The sequence below is a fragment of the Acinetobacter sp. DSM 11652 genome, assembly GCF_900109815.1.
GTDB lineage: Bacteria > Pseudomonadota > Gammaproteobacteria > Pseudomonadales > Moraxellaceae > Acinetobacter.
In genome coordinates this window covers 33533-48574 of sequence record NZ_FOBK01000013.1, presented here as the reverse complement: position 1 = coordinate 48574, position 15042 = coordinate 33533, and the positions used below count along the sequence as shown (strand labels likewise).

Genomic DNA, 15042 nt, shown 5'->3' with positions numbered 1-15042 from the left:
TTCATTGAAGTTCTGGATGGGTTTAAGACCACCATTCAAAACTTTGATACATATTGCCGTGAGTACCTGAACTAACCATTCTTGTACTGCCGATGTAGCGGACTGCTGGGGAAACCTCGCTCGGTACGTTGCAACGGGGGCTGGAGAGCTGCAATGCTCTTCTTCTATCCGTTCACTCAACTTGGATTTAAGAGTTCCTATATGCATCGCATATAAAGTTGTTGGGCGACAAGGACAAGGGAGCCTATAAGGAATTTATTCCGAAATGGTCATTTGGTTAGGAATAGCCAGATTAGATTTAAAACTTTGGTTTTGAATTGAAACCCTGTTCAAGGTGATACAGTCAGGAGCAGCATAGGATGTGCGATAGTCTCCGTTAATAGCTGAGTGTGTATGCTTGATCGAGGCAAGTGAACAACTTGCGAAAAGTATGCTCATTTCCAATCACGATGGCTGCTGAGAGTACCGTGAGGTACTAGGACTTCGAGCCTAACGGTGGAGAAGTTGGCACCATTTGGCGCAAGCTAAATGGGTCGCTGGATAGCTTAAACGTGTAACGGCATTAATCGATAGATGCTGATTGGAGTGTAAGAGTTTTACCCTTTATAAAGTTATGTATACATCATATCCCGATAAAACTAAGGAACTACGGTTGGGGGAAACAGGAAGTATGTATGCAAGCGAGAGGATAAACGGTCTGCACATTAAGACACTTTGAAATAACTTGGGAAGCACTGTATGAAGGACTTAAATTGGTTAAAGGTCTGTCAATTTATATAGTGTGGGAGCGATGGCAAGTAGCGCATATAAAGCAGGTTTTACTTGTGGAAATTGTGATACAGATCTTCAAAGAAAGATTTGTATTAAGTGAGATAGCTAGCTTAAAGCGAATCCTAAAACAGTCTGATTGATCAGATTGCTCACTGCGAAAGCTTGAGTCGGCACATATGAAAATATGTTCGGCAATATGTTAGAGGAAGGTTAAGGGAATACTTGGTCGTATTCCTATGTTTGAGCTTGGTCGCTCAAACTAGACCATGATTGATGAAGTATGAGTATTCTAAAGTTTGGTCACTGAAGAAATATTGCTTATACGGAGTTGCTAGGTTCTTTTTAATCTAGCTAATGTTCACACGGACATGAAAAATATAAGTGTCTCGCTCTTCCATCTTAGGCGAGAAAAAACTAAATCCCCGATTTAGAAATTTGAAGTGGAATATGGCTTAAGTCAGCATGAAAAAATTGAGCAACCAAATAAGGTGTAAAAATTTGCACAAGAAAGTGCATTATCAAATCTTTTAAGGCTACATCCATTTAGGATGTAGCCTTTCTTCTTTATAAATTAGTTTCTCACATTTTCTTATTTTTATTTGCCCATAGTAATCCATTGGATTACACTAATAAGAACAGCAATAGGAAAATTTGTAGCATGAAAGATTTTAACGAATCAAATTCTACAGAATTGAACTTAGTAGATGTAAAAAAAATCAGAAATAAGACTCGAATGTCTCAAAAAGAGTTTTGTCTTACTTTTGGTTTAAACCTAAATACTTTAAGACATTGGGAACGCGGTAATCGCGTACCACATGGTTCAGCGCTAACTTTACTTAATATGATAAATAATTCCCCTAAAGAAGTATATTCAATATTAGGTCACCAGAAGGAATATAAATTGGACAGTCAACATAATAAAGATATCTTGAAAAAGATAATTTTAAGTGGAAAATACTCCACATTTAAAGAGTTACAACAGCTTGATTCTGAAGATTTTATATCCGTGGTTTTTTCATTAATCGAAGCTAATGGATTTCCATATAAGCAAATAGATAAAGAAAATGGAAGTTTAATATTTCTTGCTGGTCATGATGCTGAAAACCTTAAACCAATTTTAAAATTTAATAATCAGCAAGAAGAAGGCCAAGGCGATTTGAAAAGTGTAATTGAAAAGTCATATCTTGTTATTTTTGCAATTGAGAACCAGTTAAATGATCTTATTTACCTACCACCTGAAATGAGAAAAGAGGAAATATCTAGAGTTCTTAATAATTTAGGTGTAGATGATTCTTTTTACACAAACATTTTAAAAAATTGGTGATTTTATGAAAAAAGGTATTTTAATAACTATTGAAGGAATTGATGGTAGTGGTAAGGGTACGCAAACTCAACTACTACTAGAAGCTCTAAATAATCATTCTATTCCTACTAAAATATATAGTTTTCCTTGTTATGAAGAAACCTTTTTTGGTAAAGAAGTTGGTGCATTTCTTAGAGGTGAATTTGGGTCACTAGAACAAGTTAATCCCAAATTAGCGTCTATTCTATTTGCTGGTGATCGTTTTGAGAAGAAAAATCTGATTAATAAAGATTTAGATAGTGGTTATATTGTAATTTGTGATAGATATGTTGATTCAAATATAGCTCATCAATGTGCAAAGCTAAAACATGACGAGCGACAAGATTTAGCTAATTGGTTAGAAAAATTAGAGTATGATGTCTTTGGTGTACCTAGACCAGATTTAACATTTTTTTTAGATGTACCTCTTAATATCTCAAAAAATTTAGTGCTGAAGAAAAAAGCTAGATCTTATACAACAGATAAAGAAGATATTCATGAATCCTCTTATCAGTATTTAGAAAATGTATATGACGTTTATCAAGATTTATGTGAAAAAAGATCTTGGAAAAGAATAAACTGTGTACAGAATGAAAATATCCGAAGTATTAATGAAATTCATAATGAATTAATAAATAAAATTAAATTTAAGGCATAAAATATGCAAGAAGTTTTGAGAGCTAAATATACTAGAAAAGTATTTTTAGCCTGCACCTCATTAAGTATTATTGTTTTAATTTTAATAAGTTATTTAGTAATCCCTGAGAACGTTACAAACTCTGCTTGGAAAAAATTCCTGACTGACTTATGTAATGGGATTTCATTTTCGTTAATTTCAACAATTTTCATAGGATTATTTATTTATTATTTTACTCCTGAGATAAAGTCGAATCCTGAAATTGAAATAGCAGAAGCTAGGCAGCTTAGTGAATTATTTGATGAAGCATTTCCAACTACAAAAAAATGGTGGTATACGGGTGGATGTGGTCGTTATTTTAGAACTAAAACATTACCAGAAATGGTAAGACGAGCAAGAACGGATAGTCATACTAGAGAAATCAAAGTAATAATTCTAGATCCACAAGATATTAAACTTTGTACAGCTCATGCTCATTATCGATCTAGTACAGCTTCTGCAAAATTAGAATCTGAACAGTGGACTCCTAAAAAAGTTCAAAATGAATTGTTTGCAACGATCGTCACAACATTAATTTTGCAAATAAAAAATAATTTATTGAGCATTAAGTTAAGTCTAGCTCCAATATTTTCAACTTTTCGTTTGGATTTGTCGGATCGATATGTCATTGTGACTAAAGAAGATAGAAAAGCACCAGCAATTAAATGCAGCTCAACTAGTTATTATTATGAATCTTATAAAGCAGAAATATTAACTATTGAGAAACAGAGCAAAACTGTTAAGCCGCTAGTGAATAATACCTATGAATTAGGTAATCTAAAAAAAGATGATATTAAGAATATTCTGAACGAAGTTGATTTATTCGATCCATCTCTAATAGATGAGGATCTAGAAAAAATAGCAAAAATTTGCAATGACAGGAAAAACCCATATGCTTGATAAATTTGAACAAATATATTGGGATTTGGTCAATGGACTCCACCCATCTTTAAATATTGAGGAAATATTAAATTTAATATTAGAAAATTCACACTCTTTCACACCTAGTTGGCATGCTCTTGGTTTTATTCATTGCCAACTCTATAAAAATGATAATGGAACTTTACGTCTACATATTTGGCCAAAAAATTATAGACATAATTCTGAGCAAAAAGAAAAAATACATGATCATATTTTTTCTTTAAATAGTTATGTTGTTTGCGGTGAGATAAAAAATTTATACTATAAATTAATACCTCATACTAGTTTAGATTGTGTTGATAAACATCAATTATATAAAGTTGAATACAAAGAAAATTGCTCAATACTTGCTCCTACTGGAAAGTTCTTTTTGCCAATATTAAGTGAAAGTAATTTAATAAAGAGTAAAGAAATTTATAAAATTGATCGGAGGGTATTTCATGAGTCTAATGTTGATCATTCTGAATTAGTCTGTACGCTAGTCTCTACTTATGATTTTGCAGAGGATGATCCTCATATGTTAAGTATCTTAACTTTAGAGGATCAAATTGTTAGAGAAAAGGTTAAATTTCCCATAAATGAATGGAAAGAAATTATTCAAGAGGTGATAAATGAGCTCAATTTAGCTCATACCTTATATAAATTAGATTAGGCTTGTACAAACTCAACTTTAATCTGACTGACACAATGAAAAATGGTGAACTGTCTGCTCAAGTTTGAGCTAGTATAATTGATTTAATTACAAACCCCTTGGAGACTAGGTAATCACTCCAAAATTTCATCATTTCTTTTCTTGCCTCAAGATGAACAGAGTGATCATATGCAGATGAAACTCTATCTTTTTTTACATGAGCAAGTTGCCTTTCAATAGCATCTGATAAATAACCCTGCTCATGTAAGAAAGTAGATGCTAAACCTCTAAAACCATGTCCTGTCATCTTGCCTGAGTAACCCATTCTTTTTAATGCCCCAAGAATCGTATTATTACTTATAGTCTTATCTTTCGATCTTGCACTATAAAATACAAACTTACTTTGAGAATTGATTAATTTTAAGTTATTTAAAATTTGTAATGCTTCCTCTGATAAAGGCACTAAGTGAGGTTTTCTACCTTTCATTCTCGCTGCTGGAATTCTCCATAATTTATTTTCCCAATCTATCTCTTGCCATTCCATTCCTCTAAGCTCACCTGTTCGAACAAAGCATAACATCATCATTTTGATTGCTGAAACTGATGTATAGTCACCTTGATAACACTGTATATCTTTAATCAACTGGGGTAATTCAAGAATTGATATTCTAGGCATGTGTTTAACCTTATGATCATCTAAATCTTCGACCAAACCAACAGTTGGATTATTTTTAGTCAACTTTAATTTTCTTCGTGCAAATTTATATATTTGACCAACCAAACGAACTACTCTTTTAGCCATCTCGATAGTACCGTTAGCTTGCATTTTGCTCGCTATATCTAAAATTTCATCTTGAGTAATATCATCAATTGATTTATCGCCTAAAATTGGAAAAATATGCTTTCTAATTGCTCCTAAGTTTCTGTTATATGTCGTAGAAGCATGAGAGTCCTTTTTAAACAAGAACCACTTTTCAGCAACATTTCTGAATAACTTAGAATTATCTAACTCTACTTTCTTATTCTTTGTACTGCCTATCGAAGGATCTTGATCAGGATTCTCCTCTAATTGCTTTTTTAAATTAGCTGCGTTACTTCGAGCAACAATGGCAGTGACTTGAGGATACTTACCCAAAGTAATATTTTTTTGTTTCCCGTTATAACGATAAGAATAGATCCATGTTTTTCTTCCGTTGGCAAAAACATGAAGTTGAAGACCATTTCCATCACTCAACTTGAGTGGAGCTTTGCCTAATCCTGAGTGCTTGGCATCTTTAATTTGTTGAGCTTTTAACACTTTTATATATTCCAATAATTAACTTGGAAATAGTTTTATACCAACAATTATACCAACACAACGCATGAGACTGTATGAAAGCGTAAGACACTATAAGAAACAAAAAAAGGTATGAAAATTTTTAATTTTCATACCTTTAGATGTCATATGAGATCATATGAAATTGAATTTTGGTGGAGATGGCGGGAGTCGAACCCGCGTCCGCAAGCACTACACTCGAGATTACTACATGCTTAGATATCGTCTATTGCTTTAACCCTCAAAGACCCGACGAACAGGGTTAAGAGAGCGATCCTTTAAGTTTAGTACAACACCCCAAGGCTTGATGTTATACGGACTTGTGTGCGTGCGCTTCAGTCGGGATCTCTAACCACAAGTATTCAGAGATGCGGACAAGCTGCCCTTAGGCAGCTAGAGCGTAAGATTCGTCGTTTGCGACTATTTAAAATGCAAATTTTATTTACGAGAGAAAATGCGCTCTCGGCATGCATCTATGAGTTTCATCACCAGCGTCGAAGCCAGGAACATCCCCAAAGTACGACGCAATCATAGCATAAAAGTTCGAAAATACGACCTCTAATTTCACAACAATTAAACATACACATGCGCTTAGTTCAATAATTGAGATAAAATCCCTTTTTTCAAGTTCAAAATTGCATATTTTATGAGTTATTTACTTGCACTGGATCAAGGGACGACGTCAAGTCGTGCGATCATTTTTGATGAACATGGAAACGTTCATGCAACAGCTCAAAGAGAAACTAAAATACGAACCCCAAAGTCAGGCTGGGTAGAGCAAAATGCACAAGAGATTTGGAGCTCACAAATCGCAGTGGTACAGCAAGCAATTGCTGATGCGCGATTACTGCCTAAAGATATCAAAGCTTTAGGCCTAACCAATCAACGCGAAACGACAGTGATTTGGGATAAAAAAACCGGTGAGCCTCTAGCCCCTGCGATCATTTGGCAAGATCGCAGAGCAAGTGATTGGTGTTATTCCCTCATTCAACAAAACTTACAAAACAAGATAAATTACACCACAGGACTCCGCATTGATCCTTATTTCAGTGCTGGAAAATTAGTGTGGTTACTTGAAAATATTCATGGTTTAAGAGCTCGTGCGGAACAAGGCGAAGTGGCTTTTGGAACCATTGATAGCTGGCTAGTTTGGAATCTCACTCAAGGTGCTGAACACGTGATTGAAGTCTCGAATGCTTCAAGAACCATGTTAATGAATCTGCATACCCAGCAATGGGATGACGAATTACTCGCACTATTTAATATCCCAAAAGCAATACTACCCAAAATCGTGGCTTCTGATTGCCATATTGCCAATACAGCAAAAGGTCTCTTAGGTGCAGAAATTCCAATTACAGGGATTCTAGGTGATCAACAATCAGCCTTATTTGGTCAATCATGTTTTGACGTAGGCTCAGCTAAAAATACCTATGGTACTGGCTGCTTTATGTTATTCAATACAGGTGATCAAATTCAACTGAGTCAGAATCAGCTTCTCTCCACTTTAGCTTGGCAATGCAAAGAACACACCTCGTATGCGCTTGAAGGTAGTGTTTTTATGGCTGGTGCGATTGTGCAATGGTTACGTGATGGACTAGGAATTATTCAAAGTAGCCAAGAAGTTGAACAATTGGCGTGTCAAGTTAACAATACCGATGGTGTCGTACTTGTTCCTGCCTTTACAGGCTTAGGAGCACCTCATTGGGATACGGATGCCCGCGCATTATTATGCGGTATGTCTAGAGGGACAAATAAAGCACATATTGCGCGAGCAGCTCTCGAATCAATCGCATTTCAAGTCGCTGACGTTTTGAATGCCATGCAATCTGATATTCGAAACCCTTTAAAAGAATTACGTGTAGATGGTGGTGCGAGTCAAAATGATATGTTGATGCAGTTTCAAGCCGACTTACTGAATGTTCCTGTATTAAGACCGCAACTTTTGGAGTCAACGGCTTGGGGAGCTGCGGCAATGGCAGGTTTAACTGCAGGTGTATTTAAAAATCCGTCTGATATTGCGGCATCATGGAAATTGGAAAAAGCCTTTGAGCCAACAATGTCTGAAGATCAACGTCAATTTCATTTACATCAATGGAATAGTGCGTTAAAACGTTCAAGATCAGATGTTTAGTATAAAAAACCGCCTACAAGGGCGGTTTTTTTATAAGAGATACATGGATTTTTCAATATGCGTATGAAGCAATACCTGTTGCAATTGCTTTACCTTCATCATTCACCATATTCATGCGCATCGTACAACCTTTGCGACCCATGCGTAGTACTTCAGCAGTGGCAATAAAATACTTTCCGCGCCCTGGTGATAAATAATCCACTCGCATATCCACTGTTGCTAAACGTGAAACTTTCTTTAAAGTTTCAGGCAACATATCAGGCTCTGCACGCTTGTAAAGCTCGCCCATTGCAACAATCCCGCCGATACTATCAAGTAATGTTGCCGCTACACCGCCATGCAAAATTTGGAAAGAAATATTACCAATGAGATTAGGTTTCATCTCAATATAGCCTTGGATTTCACCTTCTACGACACGCATTTGCATTTCGTTATAAGCGAAATAAGGAGAGGTATTAAATACTTGAGTGAGTTGATTTAATACCACTTCAAGATCTGGTTTAGCACCTAAATGGAGGTTACCCATCCATTTTTTTTGGGAATCGTTCATACAAAACTCAAATTAACATCATGAGAAAAAACCATCAGCATTTTCCCAAAAACCGCCTTAAGGGGGCTACAATTAGACCCAAGTAAAATACCAAACATCGAGATTGTGATGACTTATACGTTTAATCGCCCTGCTTTTCCTGCAACACGCATGCGCCGTATTCGAAAAAATGACAAACTCAGAGCGATGGTGAGAGAAACACATCTTTCTGCTGAACATCTCATTTATCCGGTATTTGTTCTACCAGGTCAAAATCAAACCCAAGAAATACCTAGTATGCCAAATATTCACCGTCTTTCAGCTGATTTGTTGTTAAACAAAGCTGAAAAACTTTTAGAATTAGGTGTATCTAAATTAGCTTTATTCCCAGTTACCCCACAAGAAGACAAAAGTTTAACTGCTGAAGCAGCATGGAGAGATGATGGTTTAGTTCAAAGCACTGTCCGTCTTCTAAAAAAAGAATTACCAGAAATGGTACTCATCACTGATGGCGCTTTAGACCCTTATACAACACACGGTCAGGATGGCATCATCGATGAAACAGGTTATGTCCTGAATGATGAAACTGTTGAGTGTCTGATTAAACAAGGTTTAAGCCATGCAGAAGCAGGAGCCGATGTTTTCGCACCGAGTGATATGATGGATGGTCGTATTGCTGCGATTCGTCAAGCATTTGAAGCAAATGGTCATATTTATACCAATATCATGGCTTATTCTGCCAAATATGCATCAAGCTTCTATGGTCCTTTCCGTGATGCCGTGGGTTCAGCATCTAATTTAAAAGGTGGTAATAAGTATAACTACCAAATGGATGTAGGAAACCGAGCTGAAGCTCTTCACGAAATTGCACTAGATATTCAAGAAGGTGCAGACATGGTGATCGTAAAACCAGGGATGCCATATCTAGATATTGTACGTGAAGTTAAAGACACATTTGGCATTCCAACATTTGTTTATCAAGTGAGTGGTGAATATGCCATGTTGGCAGCAGCAATCCAAAACGGCTGGCTTTCTGAAAGTGTGATTTTAGAATCACTGATGAGCTGTCGTCGTGCTGGTGCAGATGGAATTTGGACCTATTTTGCTGAAGATGCTGCAAAAATGCTTAAAGATATATAATACACTATTGAATCAAAAGCGCTTTTCCATAAAGCGCTTTTTTTCTACTAAAATCATCATCATTGTATTCAAGACCCAACTTTTAACTTACTCATTTAACATCTTACATCTCATCGATCTCTTTACATCATTGAGATTATTTGCACGATTAGAGCTTGAATATGGTCTAATACACACCGTCATTTTGAAGGTGGATAAAAATGCACGTTGCCATTATTGGATGTGGAATTAGCGGCTTACTAACAGCGCTTGAATTACTCGAACAAGGTTGTGAAATTACCCTCATTGATCAAAAACAAGCAGCTAAAGCTGCATCTTGGGCAGGTGGTGGTATTTTGTCACCTATGTATCCTTGGCGTTATCCCAAAGCAGTCAATCAATTGGCACAACTTGGTAAATCGTTATATCAATATTGGAATCAAAAAATTCAACCATTGAGTGGCATTGATTTCGAAATTCACGATTCAGGCATGTTAATTTTTGATGAAGATGATTTTGAGATTGGACTCAGTTATAAGGCGCAATATAACGAGCCGATGCAGCATTGCGATTTACTCGACGAGACTCAATTAAGAAATCTGAATCCACGAGTTTCTAATACTTTCAAGCAGGCTTTGCATTTTCCACAATTGTCTAATGTTCGTAATCCTCGTCTTTTAAAGTCTATTCTGACTTATCTTAAATCACATTCAAAAGTAAAGATTATCGAGCATAAGTGGGTAGAAAAATTACTGATTCAAAATCAGCAAGTGCAATCCATTGTTCTGCATGATCAACATCAAATTAAAGCTGATCAGTATGTTATCGCTACTGGAGCTTGGTCGGCACATTGGTCATCACAACTCGATTTCAATATCCCTGTTCAACCTGTTCAGGGGCAGATGATCCTATTCAAAACCCCTGAAAACTGGCTACCCACGATGTGTATGTACAATGTCATGTATATGATTCCACGTCGAGATGGCCATATCGTCTGTGGTTCCAGTATGGCGGAATTAGGTTTTGAACATCGCCCAAATTTGAAAACACAACAATCCATTTACCAAGCATGCATTCAACTCATACCTGAACTTAAAAATTTCCCGATTGTGCAACAATGGGCAGGCTTGAGACCTAGCTCACCTGATGGAATTCCATATATCGGTTTAATGCCTGAAATGAAAAACTTATGGGCGAATTTTGGTCATTTTAGAAATGGTTTATGCATGGGGCCAGCTGCAGCGCAGTTACTACGACAACTCATGCTGAATCAGACCACCCTCGTTGATCCTAGACCCTATGACCCATCTTTGAAGTTTCAAGTTTAATGTGATGGAAGTAGTTGCTCCAACGCCATTTTGAGTTCTGGATACTGAAATGTATAACCTGCTTGAATAAGTGCTTCTGGTATAACGTATTGTCCATTTAAAACCAATTGAGACTGCTCACCTAACATGATTTTAAACAATGAATCAGGCAGACTTAAAAGCGGTTTCTTGTTTAAAATTTTTGCTGCGGTGCGAACAAAATACACCTGATTCGTTTGTTCAGGAGCAACGAAATTAAAAACTTCTTTTGGAGTGTCATTCAACATCAGAAATTCAATCGCCTGAATCACGTCCTGAATATGAATCCATGCTAAGGGCTGCTGACCTGAACCAATTTTACCTACCAGATTAAATCGAATCGGTAAGAGTAATTGTTGTAAAATTCCTCCGCCATGCCCAAACACCACGCCTAAACGAATGACCTTAATATCAAACTGATTTTTGTGTTGGAGAGCCGACCTCTCCCACTCTTGGCAAAGTTCGGACATAAAGATCGGTTGAGATGATCCCTGCTCATTGTTTTTTTCTGACCATTCTTGATCAGGATCAATACCATAATATCCTACAGCAGAACCAGAAATAATTCGCTTGGGATGTTGCTGATGGGTCAGCAGATAATGTAATAATGCATCGGTCGTATTCACTCGGCTGTCGATGAGTTTTTGTTTTCGCCTTTGCGTCCAGCGACCATCACCAATACTTTCACCCGCTAAGTTAATAACATAGTCAATTTGAGCGTGTTGGATATCATCTAAAGATTGAACCCATGTCAAACGTGGATGCTTCATTTTTGGATTGGACTGTCGGCTTAAACCAATCACTTGATAATCTTGATCTAGCAAATATGCAACCAAATAAGACCCAATAAAACCTGTTGCACCAGTAACCAAAACGCAAGGATGATACATAGAAATACTCTTATGATCTGATCTCTCTATCATGGTGAAAGATGCCTTTGAGCTCAATTCATGATTACTTATTTACCACCAATTTATTCGCCATGCGCTTCGCTTGTGGACCATAAAACCAAAAGGTAATTAAATATAATGGTATCGCCAGCATCAAAATCATAATTGCACTGAGACTTAAGAAACTGGAATTTTGAACATAGAGTAAAAAGTTCTGCCAAATTTCAGGGTCTTTTCTCGAAAAAAATAAAATACTTAAAAAAACACCAAGAAAGTTATAGCCCCAAAAGATCAATGTAAAACCTAATGTGAATTTTTTACGTTCTTGATCCGAAGGTGCACGTTGTTGTTGATCAATAAATCTATATAAAACAACAATCATCGCTATTAAATATGGAAGCGCAGTGACTATTCCTGCAATTGCTGAAGGCAATAACGCTGCTAATATACCTGCAACCAGCGTTAATCCTAAGCAAAGAAAAAAGAACCATAAAAAATATTTTCTTAAAGAAACCATAACTCTCAGACGCAATAAATTCCTGTCACAAAGCATAACCGAAAATAAATCAGATATTTTTAATTTTCTTGTCAACCGAATCACAACCTTATGCGTTATATAAGGTACAAGGTCAGTAGCAACCGCGTAGTCATTGCACCGGCATCCGCAATGATACACGGTGACCTTATACCCCAATGAGACCTATAAATCATGCTTCTTGCAGAAAATTTAGTTTAGCAGCCTAAATTTGAATGACTGAAGTATTTTGGCCGACGATTTCACATCACTCGAATCGTCGGCTTTATTTTTGAACTTAATAAATTTTCTAAATATACTTTTATTCATAAAGATGAGATAACAATCAGAATAAATCCTAGTCCCAATGTATAAAGAAAAAATTAAACATAAAATTAGTCTAAAAAAACGTCTAAATTTTAAATCAGACTTTTGGGATGTATTGAATTATCCATTCACTCGCTTTCTTATCAGTATCGTATTAGTTTGCTATTGCTTTGTTTTTATTAAAGCATTTATTAATCATCAATTTCACATACCGCTTACAATCATCAGTTTACTCTGTGGTGTTTTTTATCAAAGTTATCAAATCATTAGAAACAAAGAAAAAATCTTAATTTATTCAATTTTAAGCCTATTTTTGAGTGCACTTTCATTTATTTCTATACAGAGTAATAGCTCGAATCCATTAATAATTTGGGTCTATTTCTATCTTGGTGCTTACTTAATAGTTTTTTCTCTAGAGCATCATCAGAGTTTAACCACACCTTTTGGTGAAGGGCTTAGTTTTTTATTCGCACTTGGAATTTGCTATTGGTTTTTCGAAAAACAGATGCTTGGTGTTGATACAGTATTATCGACATTCATCACAATAATCTTGTTAATATTTTTACTCTATTCGATTTTACATGCCTTTTTTGAAATTAAGCATCATCATTTAAGCCGTTTTCTACTGAGTTTCTTTACTTGTTGTTCAATTTTAATTTTGTCTATTGATCAAATTATAGAACTTTATTCACAGGGCGATATTACATCTGAGCATCGTTGGGTTGAGCGTTTAATTTTATTATTTCGATATTTTTTACTCGGTTTATCGTCTTTATATCTTTTTCAAAACTTAATGCTGCTTCTCAGCTATTTTCCCAATAAATACACGCGTTCTTATTTTTCAGATGTCAAACAAAATACGCTGATCCATATCAAACGTTTTTCAGAAGATCAAATTTCTAAAACAGAAGCTTGGTTTGCACTCATTTTTACGGTTTCAGTCTATTCTTTAAATTATATCTATCAAATAATTCCCATCAATATGAGTATTTGGCTAAGCATTCTATTGGTACCCTTAGTCATCCAATCTTTTTTTAATTATAAAATAGATCATTCGTCAACAGCAGCTAAACAGCATGTATCCTCGCCTCATAAGCAAATCTCGATCAACTCGAGAATCAAAAATAGAAACAAGAGAAAAAGACGAAAAAAGAGTAAATCGAATAAAAAATAGCGATTAAAAGCTGTCTTATAGAGATGTTAAAAATTTCGATGTTTTAAAGTCCGATATTGGATAAGATGACAATTGAGATGTTTTGGGGTTCGGTAATGGCAGTGCGTTTTTTTCATACTTCAGATTGGCATTTGGGGCAATTCTTTCACAATCATGATCGCGATTATGAACACACGCAATTTTTAACGTGGTTACTCGAACAAATCAAACAAAAACAACCGCATGCCCTTCTGATCGCTGGTGATATTTTTGATGTCATTAACCCTGCTTCTTCCGCTCAAAAACAGTTATATCAATTTTTAACAGATGCACATGCAATCGCACCGCACATGCAAACACTGATGATTGCGGGTAATCATGATTCAGGCTATCGCGTTGAACAAGTTGAGCCTTTATTAGAAAAATATAATGCCAAAGCTGTGGGGGTCATTGCTTGGAATGAAGATAAAACCCTCAATATTGAGCGTTTATTACAGCCGATTTATAACGAAGACAAAAACATTGTTGCTTGGTGCTTGACCTTACCCTTTTTACGTTCAGCAGAAATTACTGGATTCAATGACCAAACAACCAATAGTCAAAATGCGATTGCCTATTTGCATCAAAAACTTATTGCGGAAGCTAAAGCGCGTAAACAACCCAATCAAGCCCTTATTTTAATGTCACATGCCCATATGCAAGGTGGAGAAACTTCTGATTCTGAACGTCCCATTATCATTGGCAATGAAGAAGCACTTTCAACGTCTTTATATGATGATGTGATCGATTACGTGGCTTTAGGTCATTTACATAAACCACAAAAAGTAGGACAACCCCATATTCGTTATAGTGGCTCACCTATTCCATTATCTTTTAGTGAAATTCGCTACAAACATCAAGTGGTTGAAGTTGAAATCAACCCAAATTCTAGCGATGAAAATCGTTTTAAATTTCAAGCTTTAGAAATACCACGTAGTGTACAACTTCATAAAATATCAGGTGAATTACAACATGTGTTTGAACAATTAAAAGCATTGCCATCTGGTGAAATTGAAGCCATTAATCAACGTGAATATGTCGATATTGAATATCATACTCAAACGCCACCTCAGCCTAATTTACGCCAACAATTTGAAGATGCTTTACCCCCTCATCGTTATCGTTTAGTCCGCATTTCACGTAAATATTTAAATCAACAAGGTGATCATGATCCTCAAAATAAAATCAGCCTAGAACCACCTACTCCGGAAAAGCTCTTTCAACAAATATGGGATAAACAAGGGTATCACTCAGATGATACCGTGTTTAAAGATTTTTTAAGCTTGGTCGATGAAGCTCAAAAATCACTTGAAGATGACCTCAGCGCTTAAGGATATG

13 protein-coding genes and 1 other RNA gene are annotated in these 15042 nt (G+C 35.9%); 9 read left to right on the top strand and 5 right to left on the bottom strand.

The features are described from left to right. The first annotated feature begins 1429 nt into the window (after window positions 1–1429). From BMW42_RS12390 to BMW42_RS12375, 4 genes are read left to right on the top strand one after another with little or no spacing between them, the layout of a single operon-like run. Window positions 1430–2095 (top strand): helix-turn-helix domain-containing protein, encoded by a 666-nt coding sequence (locus tag BMW42_RS12390; protein ID WP_092768232.1) that lies wholly within the window; start codon window positions 1430–1432, stop codon window positions 2093–2095. A gap of 4 nt (window positions 2096–2099) precedes the next feature. Then, complete coding sequence (tmk, locus tag BMW42_RS12385; RefSeq protein ID WP_092768230.1) at window positions 2100–2771, top strand: dTMP kinase; 672 nt, start codon at window positions 2100–2102, stop codon at window positions 2769–2771. Between the two features lie 3 nt (window positions 2772–2774). Next, the gene (locus tag BMW42_RS12380) at window positions 2775–3689 is read left to right on the top strand and encodes a hypothetical protein (RefSeq protein ID WP_092768228.1); all 915 of its coding nucleotides are present in this window, start codon (window positions 2775–2777) and stop codon (window positions 3687–3689) included. Beyond that, window positions 3682–4362: a hypothetical protein gene (locus BMW42_RS12375; protein WP_092768226.1), complete on the top strand. Its 681-nt coding sequence runs from the start codon at window positions 3682–3684 to the stop codon at window positions 4360–4362. Before BMW42_RS12380 ends, BMW42_RS12375 begins: the two co-directional genes overlap by 8 nt. Before the next feature lie 58 nt (window positions 4363–4420). On the opposite strand, the gene BMW42_RS12370 is transcribed toward BMW42_RS12375, so the two are convergent. Both BMW42_RS12370 and ssrA read right to left on the bottom strand, forming a co-directional pair. After that, entirely contained in the window at window positions 4421–5638 is a 1218-nt protein-coding gene (locus tag BMW42_RS12370; protein WP_171260727.1) for a tyrosine-type recombinase/integrase, read from the bottom strand. Window positions 5639–5809: 171 nt separating this feature from the next. Next, window positions 5810–6170, bottom strand: a transfer-messenger RNA (tmRNA) gene (ssrA, locus tag BMW42_RS12365). 132 nt (window positions 6171–6302) lie between these two features. On the opposite strand from ssrA, the gene glpK reads away from it, so the two are divergent. Continuing rightward, on the top strand, window positions 6303–7787 hold the full coding sequence (gene glpK / locus BMW42_RS12360; protein WP_092768222.1) for a glycerol kinase GlpK: 1485 nt from the start codon (window positions 6303–6305) through the stop codon (window positions 7785–7787). Window positions 7788–7839: 52 nt separating this feature from the next. On the opposite strand, the gene BMW42_RS12355 is transcribed toward glpK, so the two are convergent. After that, window positions 7840–8337, bottom strand: a complete 498-nt coding sequence (locus tag BMW42_RS12355; RefSeq protein WP_035266285.1) for a thioesterase family protein — start codon at window positions 8335–8337, stop codon at window positions 7840–7842. Between the two features lie 108 nt (window positions 8338–8445). Between BMW42_RS12355 and hemB the strand changes: the two genes are divergently transcribed. Further along, window positions 8446–9456 (top strand): porphobilinogen synthase, encoded by a 1011-nt coding sequence (gene hemB / locus BMW42_RS12350; RefSeq protein ID WP_092768220.1) that lies wholly within the window; start codon window positions 8446–8448, stop codon window positions 9454–9456. A 200-nt stretch (window positions 9457–9656) separates the two neighbouring features. Beyond that, window positions 9657–10763, top strand: a complete 1107-nt coding sequence (thiO, locus tag BMW42_RS12345; RefSeq protein WP_092768218.1) for a glycine oxidase ThiO — start codon at window positions 9657–9659, stop codon at window positions 10761–10763. Here the strand turns inward: thiO and BMW42_RS12340 are convergent. Both BMW42_RS12340 and BMW42_RS12335 read right to left on the bottom strand, forming a co-directional pair. Continuing rightward, the gene (locus BMW42_RS12340) at window positions 10760–11671 is read right to left on the bottom strand and encodes a TIGR01777 family oxidoreductase (RefSeq protein ID WP_092768216.1); all 912 of its coding nucleotides are present in this window, start codon (window positions 11669–11671) and stop codon (window positions 10760–10762) included. The genes thiO and BMW42_RS12340 overlap by 4 nt on opposite strands. A 64-nt stretch (window positions 11672–11735) precedes the next feature. Then, a complete protein-coding gene (locus BMW42_RS12335) occupies window positions 11736–12188 on the bottom strand; it encodes an ABZJ_00895 family protein (protein WP_092768214.1) in 453 nt (150 codons plus the stop codon). Between the two features lie 364 nt (window positions 12189–12552). Here BMW42_RS12335 and BMW42_RS12330 point away from each other — a divergent pair, with 364 nt between their 5' ends. Beyond that, a complete protein-coding gene (locus tag BMW42_RS12330; RefSeq protein ID WP_092768212.1) occupies window positions 12553–13686 on the top strand; it encodes a hypothetical protein in 1134 nt (377 codons plus the stop codon). A gap of 95 nt (window positions 13687–13781) precedes the next feature. Then, a complete protein-coding gene (locus BMW42_RS12325) occupies window positions 13782–15035 on the top strand; it encodes an exonuclease SbcCD subunit D (RefSeq protein WP_092768278.1) in 1254 nt (417 codons plus the stop codon). Window positions 15036–15042 lie beyond the last annotated feature (7 nt).

Excerpts from the sequence above, each read along its gene's own strand:
- BMW42_RS12390 (WP_092768232.1), top strand. The coding sequence starts at position 1,430 with ATGAAAGATTTTAACGAATCAAATTCTACAGAATTGAACTTAGTAGAT.
- BMW42_RS12380 (WP_092768228.1), top strand. The coding sequence starts at position 2,775 with ATGCAAGAAGTTTTGAGAGCTAAATATACTAGAAAAGTATTTTTAGCC.
- BMW42_RS12340 (WP_092768216.1), bottom strand. The coding sequence starts at position 11,671 with ATGTATCATCCTTGCGTTTTGGTTACTGGTGCAACAGGTTTTATTGGG.
- BMW42_RS12335 (WP_092768214.1), bottom strand. The coding sequence starts at position 12,188 with ATGGTTTCTTTAAGAAAATATTTTTTATGGTTCTTTTTTCTTTGCTTA.
- BMW42_RS12325 (WP_092768278.1), top strand. The coding sequence starts at position 13,782 with ATGGCAGTGCGTTTTTTTCATACTTCAGATTGGCATTTGGGGCAATTC.
- glpK (WP_092768222.1), top strand. The coding sequence starts at position 6,303 with ATGAGTTATTTACTTGCACTGGATCAAGGGACGACGTCAAGTCGTGCG.
- BMW42_RS12355 (WP_035266285.1), bottom strand. The coding sequence starts at position 8,337 with ATGAACGATTCCCAAAAAAAATGGATGGGTAACCTCCATTTAGGTGCT.
- BMW42_RS12330 (WP_092768212.1), top strand. The coding sequence starts at position 12,553 with ATGTATAAAGAAAAAATTAAACATAAAATTAGTCTAAAAAAACGTCTA.
- hemB (WP_092768220.1), top strand. The coding sequence starts at position 8,446 with ATGACTTATACGTTTAATCGCCCTGCTTTTCCTGCAACACGCATGCGC.
- thiO (WP_092768218.1), top strand. The coding sequence starts at position 9,657 with ATGCACGTTGCCATTATTGGATGTGGAATTAGCGGCTTACTAACAGCG.
- BMW42_RS12375 (WP_092768226.1), top strand. The coding sequence starts at position 3,682 with ATGCTTGATAAATTTGAACAAATATATTGGGATTTGGTCAATGGACTC.
- tmk (WP_092768230.1), top strand. The coding sequence starts at position 2,100 with ATGAAAAAAGGTATTTTAATAACTATTGAAGGAATTGATGGTAGTGGT.